The organism is Amycolatopsis sp. cg13, from assembly GCF_041346965.1.
GTDB lineage: Bacteria > Actinomycetota > Actinomycetes > Mycobacteriales > Pseudonocardiaceae > Amycolatopsis.
This window is the reverse complement of record NZ_CP166848.1, coordinates 1,071,320-1,096,415: the sequence shown is the minus strand read 5'-3', so window position 1 is coordinate 1,096,415 and position 25,096 is coordinate 1,071,320. Positions and strand designations below refer to the sequence as shown.

Genomic DNA, 25,096 nt, shown 5'->3' with positions numbered 1-25,096 from the left:
CCGGAGCACCGCCGCCTCCGCGGCGACCAGCGCGGAACTCCTCGAGGAGGCGACGGCATGAGCGGCCCGCTGGAACCGCTCGACCAGGCGATCGTGCAGGAGCTGGCCGCCGACGGGCGGCGCAGCTTCACCGATCTCGCCGAACGGGTCGGGCTGTCGGTGTCGGCGGTGCACCAGCGGGTGCGCCGCCTCGAACAGCGCGGCGTCATCCTCGGCTACACCGCCCGGCTCGACGGCGAGCAGATCGGCCTCCCGCTCACCGCGCTGATCTCGCTCACCCCGAACGACCCGGCCGCCCCCGACGACTACCCGCAGCGGATCCAGCACATCACCGAGATCGAGTCCTGCTACTCCGTGGCGGGCGACGAGTCCTACATCCTGCTGGTGCGGGTCGCGTCGCCGCTCGGTCTCGAAGACCTGCTCCGGCGGATCCGCGAGGCGGCGAAGGTGTCCACCCGGACGACGGTCGTGCTGTCCACGCCGTTCGAGGGACGGTCGCCGACGCTGTGAGAGCCGTCGACGCTGTGAGAGTGGTACGGTAAAAGGTATGGCAACACGTAAGGTGACACTCTCGCTCGACACCGGTGCGCTCGAGTACGCCGAGCGGGCCGCGAAAGCGCACGGAATTTCGGTCTCGTCCTGGCTGTCGAAGGCGGCCCGGCGCGAGGCGGTCCGGACTGGGTATACCCCGCAGCGGGCTCCTGTTACGCCGTCCGCCGAGGCGGACGAGGCGGAGCGGGCGGCTGCGGAGAAGGAGATGCGTGCGCAGGGGTGAGGTTTGGACTTACCACCCGCCTACTGATCCTGCTCGGCAGCGGACTGTCGTCTTGCTGTCGTCGGACGGGGTGAATGAGTCTGAGCGGCCTTGGTTGCTCGGGACTGAGCTTTTGGATCGGGATCCGCAGGATATTCTCGGGGTGGCTGTGGATGCTCGGTATTGGGTTTCTACGTTGAATCTCACGCGGTTGTATCGGCCTTGGTTGGCGGAGCGGATCGCGGAGGTTGATTCTGATGTTCAGGAGCAGATCGATGTGGCTTTGAGGGCTGCGTTGGATTTGTGAATCCTCGTTTGGGGGTTCGTCTCGTCGCCTGGCGGCGACATTGCTTTTGAGTGGTGCGTTAGGCACCCCGAAGCTGAGTGTGAACACGCGCGGAAAGGCTTGTCAAGGCGGGAAAGATGCCTTGACAAGCCTTTCCGCGCGTGTTTTTGGCTTCGTATCGGGGTGCGGGGGGTGTGGCTGCCTCGATGTGGGTGCAGCGGCTGCGGTTCGCGAGGGGGCTGGTTAGCGCCCCAATGTGGCGTTGGGTGCATGTGACGCACCGAATGCCGCATTGGGTGCGTGGGATGCACCGAATGTGGCATTGGGGCGCATCGCGGTGGCGAGCGAGCGAGTGGGGTGGGCTGTGAAGGGCTCCTTGAGGGACTCTGATTCCGTGAAGGGGCCCCTCACGGACAGTGGCGGTCTTGAGGGGAACCCTGACGGAATCAGAGTCCGTGAAGGTGGCCCTCACAGACTTGCGTGGGTGGTGAACGGGCTCGCGTAGGTCGTGAGGGGAACCCTGAGGGAATCAGATTCCCTCAGGGTTCCCCTCACGGAATGCTGCTGAGCGCGTGGGGGAGTCAGCTGACTGGTTCGGGGACGGCGTGGAGTTTGCCGTCGGGGCCTGCCAGGCAGGAGGCGTTTCCTTGTTGACTCGTAAGGAAATCGGTCAGGCAGTCGGCGATCGCGGCGTGTCCGGCGGCGTTGGGGTGGAAGGATTCCTGCAGTGCGTGCGTCGCCCGGTCTACCTGGGTCAGGTCGTTGAGGTGCAGGGTGAGCCTCGTGAACCATTCTGAGGCCAGGTTCGCGCCGCCGGAGCAGGCTTCGTGGTTTTCGCCTGCTCGGGCCAGATCCAGGAATCTTGCGCCGGATTGGGTGGCTGCTTGTTTGATTCCCGCGGAAAGGGTGCTGATTCCGGTGGTCGAAATCCATTGCAGGTCGTCGGTGCGGAAGGGGCAGCCGTTGAGGCTTTGCAGATCCGGCGGGATGTTCGGGCCCACGGGAGTGGCGTAGGACTGCAAGACCAGCTGGTAATCCGCGGGGACGTATCCGGCGTCCGCTAACACCTTTTTCACGTCGCCTACCGCGTTCGCCACCTTGGGGACCATGGCGTCCACTTTGGACTTCCATGTTTCCTTCAAAGCGACGTTGCAGGACGGGCCGCCGGAGGAGAACCAAGCCTTGAAGCATTCGCTTACCTGCGCGGAGAACTTCGGGTCGTCGTTCGCGCCTACGGCGATCACGACGGCGGAGACCCGGTGGTCCTTCACCACATCGGCCAATTGGGCGGCTTGGGAGCGTTCGCCCCACTGTTTGGCCTCGCCCAGGGCGACTTGGGCAGCGGGGGCACCCGAACAACCCAGGTTGACCCGCGCGGTGACGCCGGGGATGCGGACCTTTTCCACGAACGCGGCGGACGAGCGGTGACACCAGTCGCCGTTCTTGCCGTCGGTGTCGGGGGTGTAGGCGCCGGCGCCTTCGCCGGAGACGGTGCTGTCTCCCAGCGACACGATGGTCAGCGGGCCGCGGCCGGGCGGGCCTTGTCTCGGGAAGGGCTGGCCTGGGCGGCTCTCGCTGCCGAAAAAGACGAAAAAGCCTGCGAGAACAGCTACGCAGGCGAGGACCAGCGCCCCCCACCACCACCGGAATCGTCGCATCGCTTGCCAAGTCTAGCGAGAAATCCGCAGGGTCCGTCAGGGTCTGGGGTGGCTGGGACGCGGGTCACCGTCCGTCGTTCGTCCATTGTGGACTCAAGGGGTCATCCGACCGCCCAGACCGGGGGCTTGCGGTGGGTCCACGGGGCGGCTTGCTCCAGCTGCCCGGCCAGGCGGAACAGCAGGTCTTCGCGGCCGAAGGCGGCGGTGAACTGCATCCCGATCGGGAGTCCTTCGTCTTCGGCCAGCGGCACGGACATCGACGGAACCCCTGAAACGTTCGCGGCCGCGGTGTAGGGGGAGCGATCCAGGAGGCGGTCCAGCCAGCCGAGGCCGTCCAGTTGGTCGGCGCCTTCGCCGTAGACGCCTAGCGGGACCGGCGGTTCGGGCAGGGTGGGGGAGAGCAGGAGGTCGTAGCGGGCGAAGTGCTGGGCGAAGGTTCGGGCGACTTGGTTGCGGATGGTCAGTGCGCGGACGAGCTCGTCGGCGGTGACCTGGTGGCCGTACCGGTAGCTGGCGAGGGTGACCGGTTCCAGGGTGGTCTCGTCGACGGGGCGGCCGGTCGCGACGGCGATGCCGTCGATCCACGGGGCCAGGTTCGCGGTCCACATCCGGGCGTTGCCCAGGACGAATTCTTCCCACGAGACGCCGAGATCCAGTGAGGTTTCATCGACGAGGTGGCCCAGGGAATCCAGCAGGCGCATGGTTTCGGTGAGGGCTGCGGAGACCGGCGCGGTTGGCTGTCGGCCGCCCCAAGGCTGGCGGAGGACGGCGATGCGCAGGCGACCCGGGGGCAGTTGGGCTTCGGCGGCGTAGGGGCGGTCCGGGCGGGTGGCGAAGTACGGGTCGCCGGGTTCGGGGCCTTCGATCAGGTCCAGCAGGACGGCGCTGTCGCGGACGGTTCGGCTCAGGCTGCCTTGTACGGCTAGTCCGCTGAAGACCTCGTCGGCGCCCGGGCCCTGCGAAACCCGGCCTCGGGTCGGCTTCAGGCCGAACAATCCGTTGCTGGAGGCGGGGACTCGGATGGAACCCGCGGCGTCGGTGGCGTGTGCGAGCGGGACGATCCCGGCGGCGACTGCGGCGCCGGAACCGCCGCTCGAGCCGCCTGCGCTGCGGTCCAGCGACCACGGGTTGCGGGTCGCGCCGTAGAGCTCCGGTTCGGTTGTGGTGCTGTAGGCCATTTCCGGGGTGGTCGTGCGGCCGATCGTCACCAAGCCCGCCTGGCGGAAGCGGCGCATCAGGTACGAGTCTTCGGGGGGCACGGAGCCTGCGGCCAAGCGGCTGCCCAGTTCGCTGCGTTTGCCTGCCATGGCGACGCCCAGGTCCTTGATCAGGAACGGCACGCCTGCCAGCGGGGCGGAGCCGGGGGCCGGAGTGTCTTCGGGCGGCCAGGTTTCGACTACTGCGTTGATTTGCGGATTGACTGCTTCGACCGCCCGAGCGGCCGCGTCGGCGACCTCGGCCGCCGTTGCCTCGCCGCGGGCGATCAGGTCCGCCAAGGCGACGGCGTCGCAGCTCGCGTATTCGGAGATTTTCACCAGCAAGCCCTTCGGGAGACTGATCCGTATTGAGTGATACCGAGTGGTATCACGGGGGACGGTTGTGTACCGTAGCCGGGGACGAACCGGATTGCCAAGCCCTCCCGAGGAAGAACCGATGACGAGCACCTCCGACCGGCGGCCGACCCGGGTCGCGACGTTGCCGCCTCGCGAGCGCATCCTCGACGCGGCCGAGGAGCTGTTCCTCAACGAGGGCGTGGTGCGGGTGGGGGTCCAGGCGATCGCGGACCGCGCCGGGACCACGAAGATGGCGATCTACCGGCACTTCGGCACCAAGGACGCGCTCATCGCGGAGTGGCTGCGGATCGTCGTGCACGACTACTCCGCGGCCTTCGACGCGGCCGAACAGGCGCATCCGGACGATTTCGCGGAGCAGATCCGCGCGGTGGGGCGGTTCATCGTCGACGGGCTGCCCGAGTTTTCCCATCGCGGCTGCCCGTTCACGAACTCCGTCGCCGAACTGCCCGACCCGGACCATCCGGCGCGGCGGCTGATCAGCGAGCACAAGACCCGGCAGTTCGGCAGGCTCCTGGCGATGTGCGAGGGACTCGGGCTGGCCGATCCGGAGCTGGGCGCGGCGGAGCTGACGTTCGCGATGGAGGGGGCGCAGATCGCGGTGCAGAACGGCGGTGTGGAGAACGTCGGCGCGCACCTGACGAAGATCGTCGAAGGGGTCGTCGGCCGCGGCAAAACATCCGGACCGTCGAAGAAGTGATCAGTCTCGGTGAGGCGGGTTGAGAGCGGCCCGTTTGCGTTGCAGCAGAAGGCGTTCAGCCTCATTCGCGACCAGGCGCAGCGCCTCGTCGTAAGCCTCCGCGGCGTCGGCGGTTCGGCCTAGCCGGGTGAGCAAGTCAGCCCGGACGGCGTGGAACAGGTGCCGGTGGCTGAGATCGAGACTGTCCACAATGGTCAACGCAGCACCCGGGCCCTCGACCTCGGCGACCGCGACGGCGCGATTCAGCGCGACGATCGGAGTGGGAGTCAGGGCGAGCAGCTGGTCGTAGAGGGCGAGGATCTGGACCCAGTCGGTCCCGTCGCTGTGGACGGCGTTGATCGCGGCCTGGATCTGGTACGGCCCGGGGCGGTCGAGTCGCAGGCACTGGCGGACCAGCGACTGGCCTTCGGCGATCAGCGTCCAGTCCCAGCGGTCGCGGTCCTGGTCGGGCAGCAGCACCGGGATTCCGTCGGCGTCGAGGCGGGCCGCGCGGCGGGATTCGGTGAGCAGCTGCAGTGCTAGCAAGCCCAGGACTTCGGGTTCGCCGGGGAGCAGGGCGGCGAGGATCCGGGTCAGGCGGATCGCCTCCGCGGCCAGGTCCGGTCGCGTGAGATCCGGGCCGGTGCTGGCGGTGTGGGCTTCGGTGAAGATCAAGTACAGCACCGCGAGGACGGCGTTGAGCCGAGACGGGAGGTCGGCGGCGTCGGGGACGCGGTAGGGGATGCGGGCGTCGCGGATCTTGGCTTTCGCGCGCACTAGGCGTTGCGCCAGCGTGGATTCCGGGACTAAAAACGCGTGTGCGATCTCGGCCGTAGTGAGGCCGCCCAGCAGGCGCAGGGTGAGCGCGACCCGGGCGGCGGGGTTGAGAGCGGGGTGGCAGCAGGTGAAGATCAGCCGCAGGCGCTCGTCGGGGATCGCGCCTTCGTCGAACGGTTCGGCGGCGTGCAGGAGCGCGGCTTGCGCGTGGCGGTCGGCGCGGGTGGATTCGCGGCGGAGCCGGTCGATTCCGCGGTTGCGGGCGGTCGTGATCAGCCAGCCCGCGGGGCTCGGCGGAAGCCCTTCCGCGCGCCATTTCGCGGTGGCGATCGCGCACGCCTCCTGGACCGCGTCCTCGGCGAGGTCCAGGTCGCCGAAGACCCGGGCCAGCACCGCGACCGCGCGGCCGTGCTGGGCGCGGAAGATCCGCTCGAGCACGGCCGTCGAGATCAATGGAACTCCCGGACTTCCACCGGCAGCGTGGTGATTTCCGAGATCCGCCGCGCCCATTCGGCCGCGACCTCCGGATCGGGCGCGGTCACGATCGTGAAGCCGCCCAGGTGTTCCTTGCCTTCGGCGAACGGGCCGTCGGCGTAGAGGACGTCGTCGCCGGAAGCGCGGACGACTCGAGCGGCCGGCGCCGGATGCAGCCCGCCCGAGAACACCCAGACGCCGGTCGCTTTCATCTCGTCGGTCACCGCTTCGAGGCGCGCGGCGATGTCCGCCAGCACTTCGGGATCCGGGGTCCCGCCGTCGGGCTGGTAGATCCCGAGCAGGTACTGCGGCATGCGGCCCCTCCTTCGCTCAGCGTTGCCGGGCCGGCCGCACGATCATCTCGGTGACGTCCACGTCGGCCGGCTGGTCGAGAGCGTAGGCGATGGCGTCGCCGATCGCTTTCGGTTCGATCGCGTCCTTGCGGTAGATCCGCATGACCTCCTGCGTTTCCGGGTCGCTGATCGTGTCCGCCAGCTCCGAGGTGACGACGCCGGGGGAAACCGTGGTGACGCGGATCGACGGGTCGCATTCCTGCCGAAGGCCCTCGGTGATCGCCCACGCCGCGTATTTGGTGCCGCAGTAGACCGCGGCGGTCGGGGTGACCTGATGCGCGCCGATCGAGGCGACGGTGACGAAGTGGCCTCGGCGCTGGCGGGTGAAGTGGGGCAGCGCGGCGGCGATGCCGTGCAGCAGGCCCCGGACGTTCACGTCGATCATCCGGTCCCATTCCTCGACCAGCCCGGCGTCCAACCGGGACAGCGGCATCACGCCGGCGTTCGCGATGAACGCGTCGATCTCGCCGTGGTCGCGCACCGCGCGGTCGACGAACCCGGCGACGTCGGCGCGGTCGGTCACGTCGAGGCGGTGGACTTCGATGCCGTCCGCGCTGGCGGCGAGTTCGGCCAGGCGGTCTTCGCGGCGTGCTCCGGCGACGACGTGCCAGCCGTCGGCGGCGAGGCGGCGGGCGGTGGCTTCGCCGATGCCGCTGCTGGCACCGGTGATCAGGGCGACCTTGTTCATTCGGATTCCTTCGGGAAGTCGGCGGACAGGGTGACGTCGCGCCAGACGTCGAACGTCTTGCGGAGGGTGTCGAGACGGGCGGTGGCGATGGCGTAAGCCGCCTGGCCGAGCAGGAGTCGCAGCGGCGGTTCGGCGGAGGTGACGGCGTCGATGACCGCGGTCGCGGCGCGGTCCGGGTCGCCGGGCTGCTTGCCGTAGGTGGCGAGCGTCGAGGTCCGGCGCGCGCCCGCGGTGTCGGCGTAGTCGTCGATGCGGATCGCGGATTCCTGCATGGACGGGCCCGACCAGTTGGTGCGGAACGCGGCAGGTTCGACGATCGTGACGCCGATGCCGAGCGGCGCGACCTCGGCGGCGAGCGATTCGCTGAAGCCTTCGACGGCGAACTTCGTGGCGTGGTAGTAGCCGGTCGCGCCGAAGGCGGCCAGCCCGCCGAGCGACGAGACCGAAACGACGTGGCCGCTGCGCCTGGCCCGCATTCCCGGCAGGACAGCGCGGGTGAGCGCCATCAGGCCGAAGACGTTGGCGTCGAACAACGCGCGGATCTCCGCGTCTTCGCCTTCTTCGGCGGCGGCGAGATAGCCGTAACCCGCGTTGTTGACGAGGACGTCGATCTGACCGAAGGCTCGGTGCGCCTCGGCGACCGCTTCGGTGATCTGCTGCTGGTCGGTGACATCGAGCGCGACCGAGACCGCGCGGCCGGGGTGCGCGGCGACGAGGTCGGCGACGCGTTCGGGATCGCGGGCCGTCACGACCGCGCGCAGGCCGCGTTCGAGGACGGCGGTCGCGAGTGCGCGGCCGAGTCCGGTGGAACATCCGGTGATAAACCAGACGGGTGCGGTGTTTTCAGACATGGATCTACCCTTGTGCGAATTCGGAAATTGCGAAAAAAGTGTCAGCGATGAGGGCTGTCGTCGGCGGCGAGACTGCCCAGCAGTCCCAGCGCGGCCTCCGACGGACTGCCCGGATCCGCTTGGTACACCACGAGTTGCTGACCGGGAGCGCTGTTCACGGTCATCGATTCGTAGTGCAGGGTGAGCATTCCGGCGAGCGGGTGCCGGAACCGTTTCGTCTCGTGCGTTTTCTGCCGGAGGTCGTGGCGCGCCCACAACCGGCGGAAATCGGCGCTCTTGAGCGACAATTCGCCGACCGCCTCGATCAAGAGCGGATCGTCCAGATCGGCGCCCGCCGCCGACCGCAGCCCGCCGACGGTGTTCACCGCGACCTGCTCCCAATCCGGGTAGAAATCCCGGGCGTCGGGGTCGAGGAACACCAGCCGCAGCAGGTCGCCGCTGTATTCGTGCCCGCCGAACAGCGCTCCGCCGAGCAGATTCGACGCGAGGACGGTCATGCACCGGCCGAGCACGACCGCGGGAGTCTGCGGCCACGCGTCCATCAGCTGTACCAGCCGCGGGCTCACGCGTTCCTTCGCCGGCCGTCGCTTGGGCCGCTTCGGCCGGGCCAGCGAATGCAGGTGCGCGAGCGCCTCGTCGTCGAGTCGCAGCGCCCGGCCGAGCGCGTCGACGACCTGCGCCGACGGCGTGCGCTCCCGGCCCTGCTCAAGCCGCACGTAGTAGTCGGTGCTCACCCCGGCCCGCTGTGCGACCTCCTCCCGGCGCAGGCCGCTGACCCGGCGCCGGGTGTCGGCGAGCAGGTCCGCGTCCGCCGGGACGGTGGTGCCGCGCCGGGCCCGCAGGAACTCGCCGAGGAGGTTGCTGTCGCTCATGAGCCCAGGCTAGATCGCCGGCGGCGGCCGCGGGGCACGCAAAGGGGGTGTGGTTCTCCCACCCTCGCGGTACCCCGGCGCGCAGTGGTTCAAACCTATCCGGGCGCGCTCTGCCCGCGCGCACCGCGGCCGCGGAACCGGCAGGCAGACTGTTTTGACTGGTCAGCGGCGGCGGCCGACCCTGCTGGGACCACCCCTCGACCGGAAGGCGAACCATGCGCCGAACCCCGCTCGTCCTCGCGGCCGTGGCCGCGCTGTCGATGGCCGCCGCGCCCGCGCAGGCGGCCGAAACCTGGACCACGGTGTTCGAGGACACCTTCGACGGCCCCGCCGGCACCGGTCTCGACCCGCAGAACTGGCTCTACGACAAGGGAACCGGCTACCCCGGCGGCGCGGCGAACTGGGGCACCGGCGAGATCGAGACGTCGACCGACTCGACGGACAACGTCTACCACGACGGAGCCGGGCACCTGGTGATCAAGCCGCTGCGGGACGCGAACGGCGCGTGGACGTCCGGCCGGATCGAAACCCAGCGCACCGACTTCGGCGCGCCGGCCGGCGGGCAGATGGAGATGAGCGCGACCATCCAGCAGCCGAACCCCGACCACGGCCTCGGCTACTGGCCCGCGTTCTGGGCAATGGGCGCGGACGCGCGGCCGGTCGGCGCGACGAACTGGCCCAGCATCGGCGAACTGGACATCATGGAGAACGTGAACGCGCTGGACAAGCACTCCAGCACGTTCCACTGTGGACAGTGGGCGGGGGAGTGCCACGACCCGGACGGGATCAGCAGCGACCTGCAGGACTGTGCTGGCTGCAAGACGGGTTATCACACGTATTCGGTGGTGGTCGACCGCCGGGACGCGGCAGCCGAGGAGCTGCGGTTTTCGTTGGACGGCAAGGAAACCTTCGCGGTCAAGCAGAACCAGGTGTCCGATGCGACGTGGAAGGCCGCGGTGGACCACGGGTTCTTCGCGATCTTCGACGTGGCGATCGGCGGGTCCTATCCGAACAAGGTCTGCGGGTGCACCAGCCCGGGAGCGGACATCATGCCGGGGGCGGGGATGAGCATCGACGCGTTTTCGGTCAAGGTCAGCAAAAGCTGACCTTGGGCCACGGGTCGATGCGGACGCGGCCGAGCTGCGGAGTGGACCATTCGACGCGCTCGGCCGCGGCGGGATCGGTGAACACCAGGACCGACTCGTCGAGCCGGCTGAACACCACCCTGGTCCAGTCCTCGATCAATTCGCCCGCGACCAGCACCAGCGGCCGCCCGCCGACGCGCAGATCGACTTCGGCGAGCACTCCTTCCTCAGCAAAGACAGCCACGTCCGCGACCGGGCCGGTCGGCAGTTCGCTCAGCGCCGTCCATCGATAAATGCCGTCCCACCCCGCCCGGTTCTCGAGCCGGGGATCGGGGCGGCGATGCGGCCACAGCCCGAACAGGTCGTCGTCTTGGTACGTAAGGATCCTCAGCGCGCGGCCGTCGTCCAAGCACGCCTGCATGCCCCACAACTGCAGACAGGGCACCGCCGGGTCGGTGAACTGGGGACCGCCGTCCGGCCCTTCCTCGCGCAGCGCCATCTCCACACCGGCCCACGACTCGATCCGCCTGCCGCGCAGCGAGTCGAAATCCTGCGCCCGCTCGACCACCCACTCGGTGTACGTCACCGCCGCAGTATCTCGGAACAGCAGCCAGCGAGGCACTCGGTTAAGCAAGGCTGCCGCCTGCCGCGCGCGGGTCCGGAACCGGGTAGGTACCGTGATCAACGCAGCAGCGGGCAGAGGGGAACCACGTGAGCAATCCATTGGTGGCACCGGTCAAAGAGACCTCGGCGATGGCCGGAGTCCCGTTGCTGGAGGACGCCACCGGGCTCAAGGACGCGATCGAGAGCAAGAACTGGGCCGCGGTCGCGATCGGGGCCGTCGGGACCGCGCTCGACGTCCTCACCGCGGTCATGGACCCGTTCGGCGCGATCTTCGCCGCGGGCGTCGGCTGGCTGATGGAGCACGTCGGCCCGCTCAAGCAAGCTCTCGACGCGCTCACCGGCAACGCCGACCAGATCAGCTCGCAGGCGCAGACCTGGACCAACGTCGCCAAGGAACTCGAAGGCGTCTCCGCCGACCTCGGCGAGCTCGTCAAGAAAGACCTCGAGAACTGGCAGGGCGAGGCCGCCGACAGCTACCGCAAGCGGGCCGAGGACACCTCCGCTCTCATCGCCAGTGCCCAGAAGGGTTCCGAGGGCGCGGCGAGCGGCGTCAAGACCGCGGGCGAGATCGTCGCGGCGGTCCGGTCGCTGGTCCGCGACACGATCGCGGACCTGGTCGGGCACCTCATCTCGTGGGCGCTGCAGGTGCTGCTCACCGCGGGCATCGGGATGGCCTGGGTGGGGCCGCAGGTGGCGGCGGCGGTCGCGAAGACCGCGTCCAAGATCACCCAGATCACCACCAGGCTGGTCAAGGCCTTCAAGGCGCTCATCCCGCTGCTGAAGAAGGCCGGGACGCTGTTCGAGGACGCTGGAAAGGCGTTGAAGAGCCTCAAGGGCGGCAAGAACGCTCCCACGCACACGCCCAAGGACATCAACGTCAAAACCGAGGGCACCCGCTCCGGCCCAGGCGGCAACGAAGGCACGCACACCTCGGGTGCCGAAGGCGGTGGCCACCACGGCAACACGGGCAATACCGGCAACACTCACGCAAGCAGTTCGGAAGGCGGCGGGCACGAAGGCGGTCAAGGCGGCTCCGGCTCGCACGACACCGGCGGCAACGACGTCCACACGTCCTCGACGCAGCAGCCGCGGGGCAACCAGAACCCCGCCGAACACCACACCGACCCCAAGGACGTCCGGGACTGCGGCGATCCGATCGACGTCGCCACCGGCGCGGTGTTCCTGGTCCAGGAAGACCTGCGCCTGCCGGGAATGCTCCCGCTGACCGTCGAACGCACCCACCGCTCGTCCTACCGATCCGGCGGCTTCTTCGGCCCCACCTGGTCCTCCACACTGGACGAACGGCTCGAGATCCGCGACGACGGCCTGCACTACGCCGCCCCGAACGGCGTGCTGGTGCGCTTCCCCTTCCCGCGCGACATCGAGGCCGTGGCGACCGACGACGGGCCTTACCTCGCGCTGCGCCGGATCACCACCGGGTTCATCGTCGGCGACCCGCAGAGCAACGTCATCCGCCACTTCACCGGCGACCCCGGCGACCGCACCCTCCGCCTGCACACGCTGGCCGACAGCTCGGGCAACCGGATCGTCTTCCGTTACGAGGACGGCGTGCCGGTGGAGATGGAGCACTCCGGCGGCTACCGGGTCACGATCGATTCGGCGGACGGGCTGGTCACCGCGCTGCGGGCCCCGGACGCGCCGGTGGCCATCCGGGAGTACCGCTACGACTCCTTCCGGCGGCTGACCGAGGTCGTCGACGCGGTCGGCACCTCGCACAAGTTCCGCTACGACGCCGACGGCCGGATGGTGCGCTGGGACGACGTCAACGGCCGCTGGTACGGCTACCAGTACGACAGCGACGGCCGGTGCGTGCGCGCCCGGGGCGACGGCGGCTACCTCGACACGGAGCTGTCCTACGACCGGGAAAACCTGGTCACCACGGTCACCGACTCCCTCGGCGCGGTCCGCCGCTTCCAGCTCAACGAGCAGCTGAAGGTCGTCGCCGAAACCGACCCGCTCGGCAACACCTCGACCACCGAATACGACGAGTACGGCCGGGTCACCGCCAGCGTCAACGCGCTCGGCCACGCCACCCGCTGGGAGTACGACGTCCTCGGCAACGTCGTCGCGGTCACCCGCCCGGACGGCACGCGGCTGGCGAACGAGTACGACGAGCGCGGCCTGCCGGTCTCGACGACCGGTCCCTCCGGCGACGTCTGGCGCTACGAGTACGACGAAAACGGCAGCCTGGTCAAGGAAATCGACCCGGCGGGCGGGGTCACCGCCTACACCTACGACCCGGTCACCGGAGCGGTGGCGACGCGGACCGACGCGCTCGGCGGCGTCACCCGGATCGAGTCTGACGCGGCCGGTCTGCCCACCACGATCACCGCTCCCGACGGTGCGGTGACCCGGTACCGCTACGACGCGCTCGGCGCGATCGTCTCGATCACCGGGCCGACCGGCGCGTTCGTGGAACGGGTGCGCAACGCGGCGGGCGATCTGGTGCAGCAGCGCAACGCCGACGGCACGGTGAGCAAGTTCGGCTTCAAGGCGGTCGGCAACGTCGAGGAGTCGGTCGACCCGCGCGGCGGCGTGCACCGGGTCGAGTACGGCGCGTTCGGCCTGCCGATGTCCGAACAGGACCCCGACGGCGGCGTTCGGCGGTTCGGCTACGACACCGAACTCCGGCTGACGACGGTGACGAACGAACGCGGCCTGGTCTGGCGCTACGAGTACGACCAGGCGGGCCGGGTCGTCGCGGAGACCGACTACAACGGCCGGGTCCTGCGCTACGGCTACGACGCGGCGGGGCAGCTCGTCCGCCGGGTCAACGCGGCCGGGCAGGCGATCGCACTCGAATACGACGCGCTCGGCCGGCTCGTGCGGCGCACCGCCGACGACGACGTCGCCGAATTCTCCTACGACCACGCGGACCGGATGATCCTGGCGCGCAACGGCGAGACCGAGGTCCGGTTCGACTACGACGCGGCCGGGCAGCTGGTGTCCGAGTCGATCAACGGCCGCGTCGTGCGGTCCCAGTACGACGCGCTCGGCAGGCGGACCGGCCGCCGCACGCCCAGCGGGGCGGAATCGTCAGTCGGCTACGACTCCGCGGACCGCCCGACCGCGATCACCACCGCGGGCCGCACGCTGCGCTTCGAGTACGACGCCGCGGGACAGGAAACGGTGCGCCGGCTCTTCGCCGGGACCGCGCCGGTGGCGGAACTGCGCCAGCACTGGACCTCGGCCGGCAAGCTGGGCGGCCAGACCGTGCTGCGCGGCGCGGAGACCGTGCAGCAGCGCGATTATCGGTATCTGCCGGACGGAAACCTTTACGCGACAGGCGATCTGCTCGCCGGGCCGCGTTCGTACGAGGTCGGCCCCGGCGGCCGCGTCAGCGCGGTCCAAGGCCCGGGCTGGCGGGAAACCTACGGCTACGACGCGGCCGGCGCGATCACCGAAGCCGGCTGGCCGGGCGAGCCGGCCGCGGCGGGCCCCCGGACCTACCGCGGCACGCTCGTCGAGTCCGCCGGCGAAACCCGCTACGCCCACGACGCCGAGGGCCGGGTCGTGGCGCGGGAACGCCGCGGGCAGCGCTGGGAATACCAGTGGAACTCGGCGAGCAGGCTGACCGGCGTGCGCACCCCGGACGGCACGGTCTGGCGCTACCGCTACGACGCGCTCGGCAGGCGCGTCGCCAAGCAGCGCCTCGACCACACGGGCGCAGTGGCCGAGCAGATCGAATTCGCCTGGGACCACTACCAGCCCGCCGAGCAGGTGCACAGCGTCCCCGGCCGCCCGCAGGTCGCGACCGTGTGGGACTGGCTGCCCGACTCCGACCAAGTGCTCGCGCAGACCGAACGGACGCTCGGCGAACGCCCCGGCGAACGGTTCCACGCCGTCGTCACCGACCTGGTGGGCGCGCCAGCCGAACTGCTCGACGGCGCGGGCGCGCTGGCCGGGCACCAGCGCACCTCGCTGTGGGGCTCGGTCGTCGCGGAGAACGGGACCGCGCGCACCCCGCTGCGGTTCCCCGGCCAGTACTACGACCCGGAAACCGGGCTGCACTACAACATGCACCGCTACTACGACCCGGAAACCGGCCGCTACCTCTCGCACGACCCGCTCGGCCTCGGCCCGTCCCCGGACTCGCTGGCCTACGTGGACAACCCGAACGCGATGATCGACCCGCTCGGCCTCAGCCCGCTGCCGCTGCCGCCAGGGCCCTGTCCCAAGAAACTCGCGGAAATGCAGCGGCAGCAGCAACAACAGCAGGCGGCCGCGAACGCCGCGCGGACGAACAACAAGCGCAAACGCGGCAGCACCACCTCGGGGCAGCCTCCGGCCAAGAAGGCGGCCAAGGAGCCGAAGAATCCGCCCGGCACTTTCGGCGACAAGTCCAACGAGGCCGCGCGGATCGGCGACGCGCACGGCTACAAGGTCGACGGGCAGCAGACCAACCAGCTCGAGCACGCCGGGCTGCACAAGGCCGCCGCGGAAGACGGCAGCGGAGCGGCGCGGAAGCGGTCCGACGAAAAGACCCTGGAGAACGCCGGTTTCGGCTATTACGAAAGCCACGACTTCCACCGGATGCACCCGGGCACCGGAAGCGGCAAGCAGATGCACACCTCCGGCTTCACCGGCGGGAAGACGCACGACGAGCACCAGCTGACCTACGCCTACGCGCAGCGGCAGGCCTACGAGCGCAAGGACACGTCCGGTCTGCTGCAGCTCAACCAAATGGGCTACTCGCACATGGAGGGCAAGTACACCCGCCCGACCTACCAGGTGCCGGGACGCCAGCCGCACGACACGTACGTGAGCCCGCAGGAGAAGGTCTACCACGGCGACGACCCGAAACACGTCCACCATCCCGACTTCCACGACCCGAAACACGGCATCCACACCTACGGAACCGACACCAGGCCGGTGCCCGGAAAACAGCATCCGGACGGCTCCGAAGTGCGGGAACGGATCGAAAACACCCCGGAACAGCGGCAAGCGTCGGCGGATGCCTACAAACAACGGGCGGAAGACGCGAAGGCCGAGCAGGCGCGCCGCGACGACCTCAACGAACACCGCAGCGAAATCGAAAACGGCAACGACCCCGCGCGCAAAAAAGAGCTCAAGGACTTCGACGACGAGCAGCGGTGGATGCGCGGATCCGAGGATTCCTACCACCGCATGGTCGACGAAATGTACGCCGGCGGCAAGGGAATGCCGTATGTTCCGGCTCCCGGTTCGAAGGCGCACGCCGACATGACCGCGTCCGGCGATTCGTTCGCGCGGACCGACCCGCTCACCGCGGGCGGCCGGGCCGAGGCGCACCTGGCGTACGAACAGCGCCGGACTGGCGAATACCCCAAGGGGTCGGCCGACGAACTGCTCGACAAATGGGGATTCCAGGCTCCGAAGGACAAGAACGACCCGATGTATAAACGGTGGGAGAACGGCGATTACGACCCGCCGGAACTGCGCGGCCACGACGGGAACACGCCCATTTCGGACGCGAAGCGCGCCGAGATGAAGGAAATGGAGGAAAAGGCTCTCGCGCAGCAAGCGCGGGCCCTGGAGTTGGACGAGAACAACGGGGGAGGCTGACGCGCTGGTCAGCCCGCGCCGGACAGATCCGTCGTCTCGGCCAGCCGCGTGACTACCTCCAGGAGCACGGCTGGCCGAGGGCCGTCGGAGCGCCACACCAGCATGGTGTGCGCGGACTCGCCGTCCAGCGGCACGAACACCACGCCGGTGCGGCGCAGGCTGTGGGCGGACCGCGCCAGTCGGGTCACGCCGACCCCGGCTGCGACCAATCCCAGCAATCCCTGCACGGTCGCGGTGCGCTGCACGACGTCCGGTGTGAACCCGGCGGCGGCGAAGTCGGCGTCGTACTTGCGGTGCCAGGGATCCCACGACGTGCGCGGCGTCAGCACCCACGGCTCGTCGGCGAGGTCGGCCAGGCGCAGCGAGGAACGGTCGGCCAGCCGGTGGCCGGAGGGCAGGACCGCGCAGACCTCCTCGGTCAGGAGGGGGTGCGTCGTTAGGTCGTCGACCAGCGGCGGGCGCGTGAAGCCCGCGTCGAACCGGCCGCCGCGCACCCCGTCGACCAGTTCGGCGATCGAGACTTCGGCGGTGGTGACGGTCAGCTCCGGCAGCTGCTCCCGGACTGCGCGCACGACCGGCGGGAGCAGGTAATTCGCTGTGCTGGCAAGGAAAGCCAGCCGGAGGGTGCCGATCTCGCCGCGGACCGCGCGGGAGACTGTCGCGACGGCTTGTTCGGCGCGGGCGAGCACCGCGCGCGCTTCCGGCAGGAAGAGTTCGCCGATCGGGGTGAGCCGGGTGCCGCGGGCGTCGCGGTCGAAGAGTTGCGCGCCGAGTTGGCGTTCCAGCACGGTGATCTGCTGCGAGAGCGACTGCTGGGCGATGTGGAGGGTCGCCGCCGCGCGCGTGAAGCTCGTCGTTTCGGCGACGGCGACGAAGTAGCGCAGCTGCCGCAGCTCAGGGGTCACAGGCTGAGACTGTAGCCCGCCAGCGAGCCGGTGTTGGCGGACCCCGGCGGGCGCGCGCCACGATCGGAGGCGGAAGAAACCACTGGAGGGACTGCTCAATGACCGAGGAAACCGACGGCCGCGTCTGGCTGATCACCGGGTGCTCGAGCGGCTTCGGCCGCGAACTCGCCCAGGCCGCGCTGGCCGCGGGGGACCGGGTCGTCGCGACCGCCCGCAAGCCGGAGACGCTCGCCGACCTCGTCGAATCCGGCGGGGACCGGGTGCGCACGACCGCGCTGGACGTCACCGACCCGGCGCAGATCGACGCCGCGGTGCGGACCGCGCTGGACGCGTTCGGCCGGATCGACGTGCTGGTCAACAATGCCGGGCACGGCTCGGTCGGTGCCGTGGAGGAACTGACGCTGACCGACCTGCGCGCGGTGCTGGAGGTGATGTTCTTCGGCGCGGTCGCGATGACCAAGGCCGTCGTCCCGCTGCTGCGGGAACAGGGGAGCGGCACGATCGTGCAGATGAGTTCGATGGGCGGACTGCTCGCGCCGCCCGCGTTCGGGGCCTACTGCGCGGCGAAATTCGCGCTGGAAGGCATGTCCGAGGCGCTCGCGGCGGAGGTCGCGCCGCTCGGGGTCAAGGTGCTGATCGTGGAGCCGGGCGCGTTCCGGACATCGTTCGGCGGCGCGGCCATGCACCGCTCCCGGAAGATCGACGCCTACGCCGAAACGACCGCGGCCACGCGCGCCGCGATCGAGGGGATGGACGGAACCCAGCCCGGCGACCCGGCGAAAGCGGCGGCCGCGATCCTGCGGGCGGTGGACGCGCCGGACGCCCCGCTGCGGCTCGCGCTCGGCGGCGACGCCGTGGACGCGATCCGGGGCAAAATCGAGGCCCTGACTCAGGATCTCGACTCCTGGGAGTCGGTGAGCCGGGCGACCGCGCTGGGCTGACGCGCGCCTGCCCTGTCTGGTGCGGGGTTCCGGTCCGTGAAGGGCTCCTTGAGGGAATCTGATTCCCTCAAGGAGTCCTTCACGGACGTGGGGACCCGGTCGAGTCAGGGATAATTCGGGACGTTGACCGGCTTGGTGCCGTCCGGCGTCACGTCGCCGGTGTCGTTCACGACGTGGGTGATCGTGCCGCGGTGGTTCAGCGACACCGTCAGCAGGCTGTGTAGCTTCACTCCGCCGTTCTGCGGCACCTCGAACGCGTGATAGCTCGAAACCGCCGGGTTGGTGTCGAAGAAGCAATAACTGCCCAGACCCCAAGCCTCGTGCGACGTCACGTTCGGGCCGACCTTGTACGCGGCGTACCCGGCAGTGCCGGGCGCGGAATTCCACGAACCCTGATCCGGGACGTCGTAAGGCATCTCGTTCTGGAAGAAGATCGTCTTCCCGTTCTGGCCGTTCCACACGACCTGGAACTTCTGGTAATGCTCCACGAACAGCCCGGTCGCGGTCACGTTGTCGCCGTTGACGAGCACGCCGGTGTCGGCGGTGTTCGTGGTCCAGCCGACGGTGCCGCTGTTGCCGTGGTCGGCGCGCCACGCCCAGACGTGGTCGACGATCGTGTCGTCGCTGTTCACCACCAAGCTGTTGGTCGCCTTGCCCGCCAGATCGCCGCCGACGCGGAAGAACACGTCCTGCAGCGACGTCGGATTCGCCGCGTGGCTCGTGTGCTTCCCGCTCTCGCCGACGGTCAGCAGGGACTGCGAATTCTGGGTGCCCGCGTCGAAGAGCAAGCCCTTCACCCGTACACCGTCCACATCGGACACGTGCATCGCGTCGACGCCGTTGTCCGGGATCAGCGTCGGGTAGCCGATGCCGAGCACGGTCGTGCCTGGGCGGGTCACGTTCAGCGTCTGGTCGAGGTGGTAGGCGCCGGGGGTGAAGAACAGGTTGCAGCCGGAGTCGAGGGAGCTGTTGATGCTCTCCGCGCTGTCGCCGGGTTTGACGACGCGGAACTGGCTCATCGGGACGGAATCGCCGGGCGTGCCGCCGTTCGCCCAGCTCGGTCCGGACGCGTTCGTGCGCAGGGACGGCAGGAAAACGCGGTAGTTGCCGCTGTCGTCCACGTACAGGTACGGCACGTCGCGCGACACCGGCGTGGTGTCGAGCGTGGTTTCCGGCGGGTTCGGGAACGAGTTGGCCGGCGCGCCGGTGGTCCCGGAGAAGACCATGTTCCAGACGCCGCCGTCCCAGCTGCCCAGCGCCGAATCCCGCGTGTACCACTGCTGCTGCGAAACCGACGCGGCCTGGCCGGACACGCGGGTGTCGGCGACATAGCCGCCGCTCGCGTAGCCGTAGCTGGCCGGGAACAGTTGCAGCCCGCCCTTGATGTCCATCCGGCGGAACGGCGCGGCCTGCGACACCGCCCAGCGGTCGCTGCCGCTGGAAGGCGTGACGGCCATGTTTTCCGCTGAACGCCAGAAGTTCTGCAGCGCCGAGCCCTGGTCGGATCCGTTGAAGGCGTCCACGGTGATGTCGCCGTTGATCTGGACGTCGTCCGGGTTCTGGCCGAGACCGGCGACCGAGGTGTAGAAGCCGACGTTGTCGTGCACCGCGTACGTGCCCGGCTTGAACAGGTGCGCGACGCGGCCCGAGCCGAACTGCGCGGTCTGCGTGTCCTTCTGCGCCTCGAAGTCCTTGTCCAGCTGGGCCTGGATCGTCGCGGAGGGCATTCCCGGGTCGAAAACGTGCACGTTCGGCCCGAAATCCGGCTGATCGGACTGGCCGGTGCAGTCCGCCTGACCGGACGCTGGGGCCGCGGCGGCGGGCACGGCGAGCCCGGCCGCGGCCAGCAAAGCCAGCATCGCGACGGCCGGGCCACGCGATCGACGAGGTCGGGGTGGTCGATAAGTCCGGTTCACGTCGGGGACACCTCCGCGGTAGGGGATTTACCCACCAGTTTGTGGTCGGCAACAACAAATTAAACGCCCGGCCGCGTGGCGCCGGTCACAACTCGGTCACGGTTGTCTGGACCACTGGCGCGATTCCGGCTATCGGAATCCTGTTCACGTCCGGGTGACGCAGCCAGCCTCGTGCCGCGTCGTGCCGCAAGATGACCTTGGACCTGCCGCCGTGAAGATCGGAGTCTCGGTGACCCGGACAGCAACGGACAAACCCTGGCGGCTCGCTTTCGCCGCCACCGTGTCGGTTTTGGCGATGGCGTGCGGCGTCGCGACCGCCGGACCGGCCGCCGCCGCGGACTACTCGAAGGCCGGCGAGAATGTTGCCGGTTCACAAATTCTCCGGCACGAGGGTGTGCAAAGCGGAAGCCCGCGGTTCGACCCGGCGGTCGGACAGACCCTCGGCCACGACGTGAGCGGGCACCAGGGCACGGTCGACTGGGGACAGGCAGCCGGCGCGGGAGCGCGGTTCGCCTACGTCAAGGCGACCGAGGGCACCGGCTTCGTGAGCCCGCAGTTCGACCAGCAGTACAACGGCGCGCACGACGCGGGCATCGTCCGCGGCGCGTACCACTTCGCCCGCCCGGACGTCTCCAGCGGCGCGGAGCAAGCCGACTACTTCATCGCCCACGGCGGCGCGTGGCGCGGCGGCGGCTCGACGCTGCCGGGCGCGCTCGACATCGAGTACAACCCGTACGGCGACGCCTGCTACGGCAAAAGCCAGGCCGACATGACCGCGTGGATCGCCGACTTCACCCACCGGTACCTGGCGAAACAGCGCCGCAGCGCGATCATCTACACCTCGACGTCGTGGTGGAAGCTCTGCACCGGCAACGCCGGCGGCTTCGGCGACACCAACCCGCTGTGGCTCGCCCGGTACGCCCCGGAGATCGGCGAACTCCCGGCGGGCTGGGACAAGCAGAGCATCTGGCAGTTCTCGCGCACCGGCAGCCTGCCCGGCGACCAGAACTACTACAACGGGCCGATGAACCGCGTGGAGGCACTCGCCAGGGGAGGCGGTTCGTCGGCGTGATCGCCTGAAAAGCCGTACCGGAGGGGGTCCGGTCGTAGTTGGATCACCGGGTGACTTTCGCGATCGGTCTCTTCGACCTCTTCACCTATGCGATCCCCGGCGCGCTGCATCTGGCGTTCCTGGCCTATCTCGCCGGACGGCTGCACTGGCTCGACCTCGCCGCCGTCTCGCGCGGGCCGGGCGTGGTGCTGGTGATCGGGATCGTGGTGGCGAGCTACCTGCTCGGGTACCTGGCGTATCCGCTGGGAGCGCGGGCGGCGCGGTGGCTGCCGCGGCTGCGGAAGCGGAACCCGCGGGAAGCGTTCCTGAGCCGGAATCCCGCCGCGCAGGGGCGCTTGTTCGTCGAGGCGGACCCGTTTCTGCTGCTGTCGGCGTTGCAACTGCACGACGCCGATGTGGCGGCAGAAGCGACGCGGCTGCGCTCCGCCGGGCTGATGCTGCGCAATGCCAGCCCGGCGATGGCCTTAGGGTTCGTGGCTTCGGTGGTGGAGCTGGTCGTCGGGTCGCATCCGGTGTTCGCGGCCTGTGCCGCAGTGCTGTTCGCGGGCGCGTTCCCGGCGTTGGTCGCACAGGGCCGGTTGTTGTCGTATTGGGCGAGCGTGAAGACGCTGGAACTCAGCTTTTGGGTGCCGGAGGTGGAGGAGACGCTGGCGGCCAGGCAGAAAACGGAGTGATCTCGAAGCGTTCGACGAGGGCGGGGTCGTTGAAGACGGTCACCCCGGCGATGCCGTCTCGTCGGACGTCGAGCACCGCTACGCCGAACGGTTTCCCGTGCCAGCGAACGACGGCTGCGGGCTGACCGTTGACGACTGCTCGGTCCATCCGCCAGTCGCCGGGCTTGCCGACCGCCTCGGCGAACACCTGGGAACAGTCGTCCATGCCGTTGAACCACGTGCGGCTCGGGAGGAGTTCGAGCGTGGCATCCGCGCGAAGCACGTTCGTCAAGCCGGAGACGTCCGCGCTCTCGAACGCGGTGACGTACGCGTCGAGCAGCCGCCTCGCTTGCGGCGAGCTGGGCTCGACGACGTCCTCGGGACCGGACTCGACCTCGGCCAGCCGCGCGCGGGCGCGTTGCAGGCTGCTTTTGACCGCGGCGACGGACATGTCCATCATCTCGGCGACCTCGGCGGCGGGGAACGCCAGCACTTCGCGCAGCAGCAACACGGCCCGCTGGGCGGGAGGGAGCGTCTGCATCGCGGCGATCAACGCCAGCCGCAAATCCGCGCGGTCGCCGGGAAACGGCTCGATCCACGTCTCCGGCGGCAGCACGTCCGGTCGCGTGTCGTCGGCGGCGATGCCCGAGGGCAGGGCGCGCCGCCCGCGGTCCCGGGCCGCGTTGAGGCACACGTTGGTCGCGATGCGGTGCAGCCAGGTGCGCACCGAGGACCGCTCCTCGAAGCCGTCCCAGGCGCGCCAGCCGCGCAGGTAGGTCTCCTGGACCGCGTCCTCGGCCTCGTGCCACGAACCGAGCAGCCGGTAGGCGTGCGCCAGCAGCTCTCCGCGGAGCGGGGCCGCCGCCCGTTCGAAATCCGTCACCGGACCAGTGTCGACCGCAGCCACGATCCCGCCTCCCGAACCGCCTCGTCGGCCACGGCGGTGTTGCCCGCCGCCATCTGGAACGTGTGGACCTGGCCGGGGAATTCGTCGATGCGGACCTCGACGCCCGCGTCTCGCATCCGCCGGGCGAGTTCCCGGCTGTCGTCCAGCAGCGACTCTTCCGCGCCGACCTGAAGATACGTCGGCGGCAGCCCGTGCAGGTCCGCGTGGAGGGGTGAGGCGAGCGGGTCACGCGGGTTCGCTCCGGCCAGGTAACCGGTCGCGAGGCCGCGGACTAGTTCTCGGGTGAAGAACGGGTCGCTGCCGGTGTCGTAGGTGGTGCCGTTCGCTTCGAGGTCGGTCCATGCCGACAGCAGCAGCAAGGATGCGGGCATCGGCAGGTTCTCGTCGCGGGCGCGTGCTGCGAGGCCTGCTGCCAGCATCGCTCCGCAGGAGTCGCCAGCGACGGCGATCGGGCCGGATTCGTTGGCTAGCAGCCATCGGTAGGCCGCGGTGACGGTGTCGAGCTGGCTGGGGAACACGTGCTCGGGCGTGAGGCCGTACTCGACGGCGAATGTGCTCACCCCGGCGGCGCCCGCCAGGTGGCCGAACATCCGGCGGTGGATGGCGGCCGATCCGCCTACGAAACCTCCGCCGTGGATTGCCAGGATCGCCGCACCGGGCAGGGCGTCCGGCGGACGCAGCCAGAGTCCGGCCGGTGCTTCGACCGCCTCGGCCGCGATGTCTTTCGGCTCCGTGGCGAGTGTTTCCCAGGCCGGGGTTTGCTCACCGCGCGCCCGTGCTTCCCAGAGGGTGCGGTTGGGGTCTTGCGTTGTCGTGATCATGCCGGATAGACCCCGGGCGGGGCGGAAAGGAATCGGTCAGCGGCTGGCGGGTTCGCGCCAGCTCAGGCTGGCGCCGAGGGCCGCGGTGAGGCGGGTGATCGTCTGGCGGGTCGCTTCGTCGTTGACGTGTTCGGGGAGCCAGGCACAGGCGAGGTAAGCAGCGACGACGTCCGCGGTCGCGCAGGCGGCGGCGAGGCATTCCTCGATCTGCGCGAGCGAGGGGCCGGGGCCGGCGGGGAAGCGTGCGCCGGACAGGTCGGCGCTGTCGATGACGTCGATGTCGAGGTGGACGTAAACCGGCACCGGGCCGAGTCGGGCGAGGGCGGCGGTGATCGCGCCGGGGTCGGCGGGGATGCGGTGGACCTGGCTGGTGGCAAGGGAATCGCGCTCGGCGGGGTCGAGGTCGCGGGCGTCGGCGAGCGCGACGCTGGTGTCGAGGACCGGGCGCAGGCCGAGCGTGTCGTCGAAGAGGCCGGAGGTGCGGCCGGTCAGCATGGCCAGCGCCATTCCGCCGATGTAGCCGCTGGTGGAGATGGCGGGGGTGTTGAAGTCGCCGTGAGCGTCCAGCCACAGCACGGCCAGGTCGCGGTGGCGCCGCTGCAGCGCGGCCACGGCGGCGCGGCTGGTGGGGCAGTCCCCGGAAAGCACCAGGGGCTTGGCCGCCTGGGCCACCGTGTCGGCTGTTGCCCGGTGAAGGAGGCTCATTCGGGAGGCGACGGGGCCGGAGGGCAGGACCGGAGGAACTACCTGGGTCGCGGTGGCGGGGACCGGGAATTCCGGAATGTGCTGGTCGAGGTGCCAGGGCGTGACGATCAGGTCCCAGGAGCGGTCAGCCACGAGGTGTCTCGCTTTCGTTGCGGTGGGCGAGGAGGTCGAGCAGCCGTCGGAGTTCGGCGGCGCCGGCTCGCAGGTGTGCGGTGAGTTCCGCTCTGGCTTGTTTCGGGGTGCCGCGGAGCGCGTCCAGCAGCTGACGGTGGTCGTCCTCGATGCGGCCGAGTTCGCGGCGGGAGCGCTCGGCCAGCGCTAGGGCTAGGCGCTGTTCTTGCTGGAGCTGCGCGTGGAAGCGGCACAGGCGGGGGCTTCGGGTGGCCGCGACCAGAGTGGCGTGGAAGAGCCGGTCGCCATCGAGCGCGGCGGCCGTGTCGCCGTGGTCGAAGGCGTGTTCTATCTGGTCCACCAGGTCGGCGAGCTGCTGGTAGATGACCGGATCCCGGTGTCCGGTGAGGGCGTCGGCCGCGGTCAGTTCCACGGAGGTGCGGGCGGCGTAGATGTCGGCGACGTCGGGGCCGGTGACGTCCGCGACGACGATGCCGCGGTTCATCTGGTAGCGGACGAGCCCTTCGCTTTCGAGGGTCCGCGCGGCTTCGCGGAAGCTGCTGCGGGAGACGCCTAGCTCCGCGGCGAGAGCGGTCTCGCGCAGCGGCGTGCCCGGCGGCAGCTGGCCGGACAGGATGGCCTGCCGGACGGCGTCGGCGGCTTGTTCGGCGGTGCTCTGCCGCTGGATGTTCGCGCCGAGGCCGGTGATCGGATTCGTCATCAGTCTCCCCCTGAACTCCCCGCCAGTGAGCAGCAGATTGCCAGATTGTCCGACAATCTGGCAAGGCAGTTTCAGCTGACGTGCCCTGGGGAGAGCGGCGGGCGGGA

General features: G+C 69.6%; 23 protein-coding genes. 9 read left to right on the top strand and 14 right to left on the bottom strand.

Features of this window, described 5'->3' with window-relative positions:
• The first annotated feature begins 57 nt into the window (after positions 1–57).
• The 3 genes from AB5I40_RS04850 to AB5I40_RS04840 are packed head-to-tail and all read left to right on the top strand — an operon-like array spanning position 58 to position 1,061.
• Entirely contained in the window at positions 58–510 is a 453-nt protein-coding gene (locus AB5I40_RS04850; RefSeq protein WP_009078207.1) for an Lrp/AsnC family transcriptional regulator, read from the top strand.
• Between the two features lie 37 nt (positions 511–547).
• On the top strand, positions 548–775 hold the full coding sequence (locus AB5I40_RS04845) for a hypothetical protein (RefSeq protein ID WP_101439894.1): 228 nt from the start codon (positions 548–550) through the stop codon (positions 773–775).
• On the top strand, positions 762–1,061 hold the full coding sequence (locus tag AB5I40_RS04840) for a hypothetical protein (protein WP_370937203.1): 300 nt from the start codon (positions 762–764) through the stop codon (positions 1,059–1,061). Before AB5I40_RS04845 ends, AB5I40_RS04840 begins: the two co-directional genes overlap by 14 nt.
• A 560-nt stretch (positions 1,062–1,621) precedes the next feature.
• Here the strand turns inward: AB5I40_RS04840 and AB5I40_RS04835 are convergent.
• A complete protein-coding gene (locus AB5I40_RS04835) occupies positions 1,622–2,698 on the bottom strand; it encodes a GDSL-type esterase/lipase family protein (protein WP_370937202.1) in 1,077 nt (358 codons plus the stop codon).
• A 101-nt stretch (positions 2,699–2,799) separates the two neighbouring features.
• Positions 2,800–4,233: an amidase gene (locus AB5I40_RS04830; protein WP_370937201.1), complete on the bottom strand. Its 1,434-nt coding sequence runs from the start codon at positions 4,231–4,233 to the stop codon at positions 2,800–2,802.
• Positions 4,234–4,351: 118 nt separating this feature from the next.
• Here AB5I40_RS04830 and AB5I40_RS04825 point away from each other — a divergent pair, with 118 nt between their 5' ends.
• A complete protein-coding gene (locus AB5I40_RS04825) occupies positions 4,352–4,969 on the top strand; it encodes a TetR/AcrR family transcriptional regulator (protein ID WP_370937200.1) in 618 nt (205 codons plus the stop codon).
• Here AB5I40_RS04825 and AB5I40_RS04820 read toward each other — a convergent pair whose 3' ends face one another.
• From AB5I40_RS04820 to AB5I40_RS04800, 5 genes are read right to left on the bottom strand one after another with little or no spacing between them, the layout of a single operon-like run.
• Positions 4,970–6,178 carry an RNA polymerase sigma factor gene (locus tag AB5I40_RS04820; protein ID WP_370937199.1) on the bottom strand — a complete coding sequence of 403 codons (1,209 nt, stop codon included), beginning with the start codon at positions 6,176–6,178 and terminating at the stop codon, positions 4,970–4,972.
• A complete protein-coding gene (locus tag AB5I40_RS04815; RefSeq protein WP_370937198.1) occupies positions 6,175–6,513 on the bottom strand; it encodes a YciI family protein in 339 nt (112 codons plus the stop codon). Before AB5I40_RS04815 ends, AB5I40_RS04820 begins: the two co-directional genes overlap by 4 nt.
• A gap of 16 nt (positions 6,514–6,529) precedes the next feature.
• Positions 6,530–7,240 carry an SDR family oxidoreductase gene (locus AB5I40_RS04810; RefSeq protein WP_370937197.1) on the bottom strand — a complete coding sequence of 237 codons (711 nt, stop codon included), beginning with the start codon at positions 7,238–7,240 and terminating at the stop codon, positions 6,530–6,532.
• Positions 7,237–8,091 (bottom strand): oxidoreductase, encoded by an 855-nt coding sequence (locus tag AB5I40_RS04805; protein ID WP_370937196.1) that lies wholly within the window; start codon positions 8,089–8,091, stop codon positions 7,237–7,239. Before AB5I40_RS04805 ends, AB5I40_RS04810 begins: the two co-directional genes overlap by 4 nt.
• 41 nt (positions 8,092–8,132) lie before the next feature.
• Positions 8,133–8,963, bottom strand: a complete 831-nt coding sequence (locus tag AB5I40_RS04800) for a helix-turn-helix transcriptional regulator (RefSeq protein ID WP_370937195.1) — start codon at positions 8,961–8,963, stop codon at positions 8,133–8,135.
• Between the two features lie 215 nt (positions 8,964–9,178).
• Here AB5I40_RS04800 and AB5I40_RS04795 point away from each other — a divergent pair, with 215 nt between their 5' ends.
• Positions 9,179–10,069: a glycoside hydrolase family 16 protein gene (locus AB5I40_RS04795; protein WP_370937194.1), complete on the top strand. Its 891-nt coding sequence runs from the start codon at positions 9,179–9,181 to the stop codon at positions 10,067–10,069.
• Here AB5I40_RS04795 and AB5I40_RS04790 read toward each other — a convergent pair.
• On the bottom strand, positions 10,056–10,634 hold the full coding sequence (locus AB5I40_RS04790; protein WP_370937193.1) for a hypothetical protein: 579 nt from the start codon (positions 10,632–10,634) through the stop codon (positions 10,056–10,058). The genes AB5I40_RS04795 and AB5I40_RS04790 overlap by 14 nt on opposite strands.
• A gap of 125 nt (positions 10,635–10,759) precedes the next feature.
• Here AB5I40_RS04790 and AB5I40_RS04785 point away from each other — a divergent pair, with 125 nt between their 5' ends.
• Complete coding sequence (locus AB5I40_RS04785) at positions 10,760–16,237, top strand: RHS repeat-associated core domain-containing protein (protein WP_370937192.1); 5,478 nt, start codon at positions 10,760–10,762, stop codon at positions 16,235–16,237.
• Positions 16,238–16,245: 8 nt separating this feature from the next.
• Here AB5I40_RS04785 and AB5I40_RS04780 read toward each other — a convergent pair whose 3' ends face one another.
• Entirely contained in the window at positions 16,246–17,142 is an 897-nt protein-coding gene (locus tag AB5I40_RS04780; RefSeq protein ID WP_370937191.1) for a LysR family transcriptional regulator, read from the bottom strand.
• A gap of 98 nt (positions 17,143–17,240) precedes the next feature.
• On the opposite strand from AB5I40_RS04780, the gene AB5I40_RS04775 reads away from it, so the two are divergent.
• Positions 17,241–18,083, top strand: coding sequence for an oxidoreductase (locus AB5I40_RS04775; protein ID WP_370937190.1), 843 nt, complete (start codon positions 17,241–17,243; stop codon positions 18,081–18,083).
• A gap of 104 nt (positions 18,084–18,187) precedes the next feature.
• On the opposite strand, the gene AB5I40_RS04770 is transcribed toward AB5I40_RS04775, so the two are convergent.
• Positions 18,188–19,942 carry a hypothetical protein gene (locus tag AB5I40_RS04770; protein WP_370937189.1) on the bottom strand — a complete coding sequence of 585 codons (1,755 nt, stop codon included), beginning with the start codon at positions 19,940–19,942 and terminating at the stop codon, positions 18,188–18,190.
• A 352-nt stretch (positions 19,943–20,294) separates the two neighbouring features.
• Between AB5I40_RS04770 and AB5I40_RS04765 the strand changes: the two genes are divergently transcribed.
• A complete protein-coding gene (locus AB5I40_RS04765; RefSeq protein WP_370940451.1) occupies positions 20,295–21,071 on the top strand; it encodes a lysozyme in 777 nt (258 codons plus the stop codon).
• A gap of 50 nt (positions 21,072–21,121) precedes the next feature.
• Positions 21,122–21,745 (top strand): hypothetical protein, encoded by a 624-nt coding sequence (locus tag AB5I40_RS04760; RefSeq protein ID WP_370937188.1) that lies wholly within the window; start codon positions 21,122–21,124, stop codon positions 21,743–21,745.
• Here AB5I40_RS04760 and AB5I40_RS04755 read toward each other — a convergent pair.
• Genes AB5I40_RS04755 through AB5I40_RS04740 form a run of 4 tightly spaced genes read right to left on the bottom strand, consistent with a single transcriptional unit; the run spans position 21,687 to position 24,989 of the window.
• Positions 21,687–22,607, bottom strand: coding sequence for an RNA polymerase subunit sigma-70 (locus AB5I40_RS04755; protein ID WP_370937187.1), 921 nt, complete (start codon positions 22,605–22,607; stop codon positions 21,687–21,689). The two genes, AB5I40_RS04760 and AB5I40_RS04755, sit on opposite strands and share 59 nt — an antisense overlap.
• Positions 22,604–23,452, bottom strand: coding sequence for an alpha/beta hydrolase (locus AB5I40_RS04750; protein ID WP_370937186.1), 849 nt, complete (start codon positions 23,450–23,452; stop codon positions 22,604–22,606). Before AB5I40_RS04750 ends, AB5I40_RS04755 begins: the two co-directional genes overlap by 4 nt.
• A 36-nt stretch (positions 23,453–23,488) precedes the next feature.
• The gene (locus tag AB5I40_RS04745) at positions 23,489–24,289 is read right to left on the bottom strand and encodes an arginase family protein (RefSeq protein WP_370937185.1); all 801 of its coding nucleotides are present in this window, start codon (positions 24,287–24,289) and stop codon (positions 23,489–23,491) included.
• Positions 24,282–24,989, bottom strand: coding sequence for a GntR family transcriptional regulator (locus AB5I40_RS04740; RefSeq protein ID WP_370937184.1), 708 nt, complete (start codon positions 24,987–24,989; stop codon positions 24,282–24,284). The genes AB5I40_RS04745 and AB5I40_RS04740 overlap by 8 nt, the downstream gene beginning before the upstream one ends.
• Positions 24,990–25,096 lie beyond the last annotated feature (107 nt).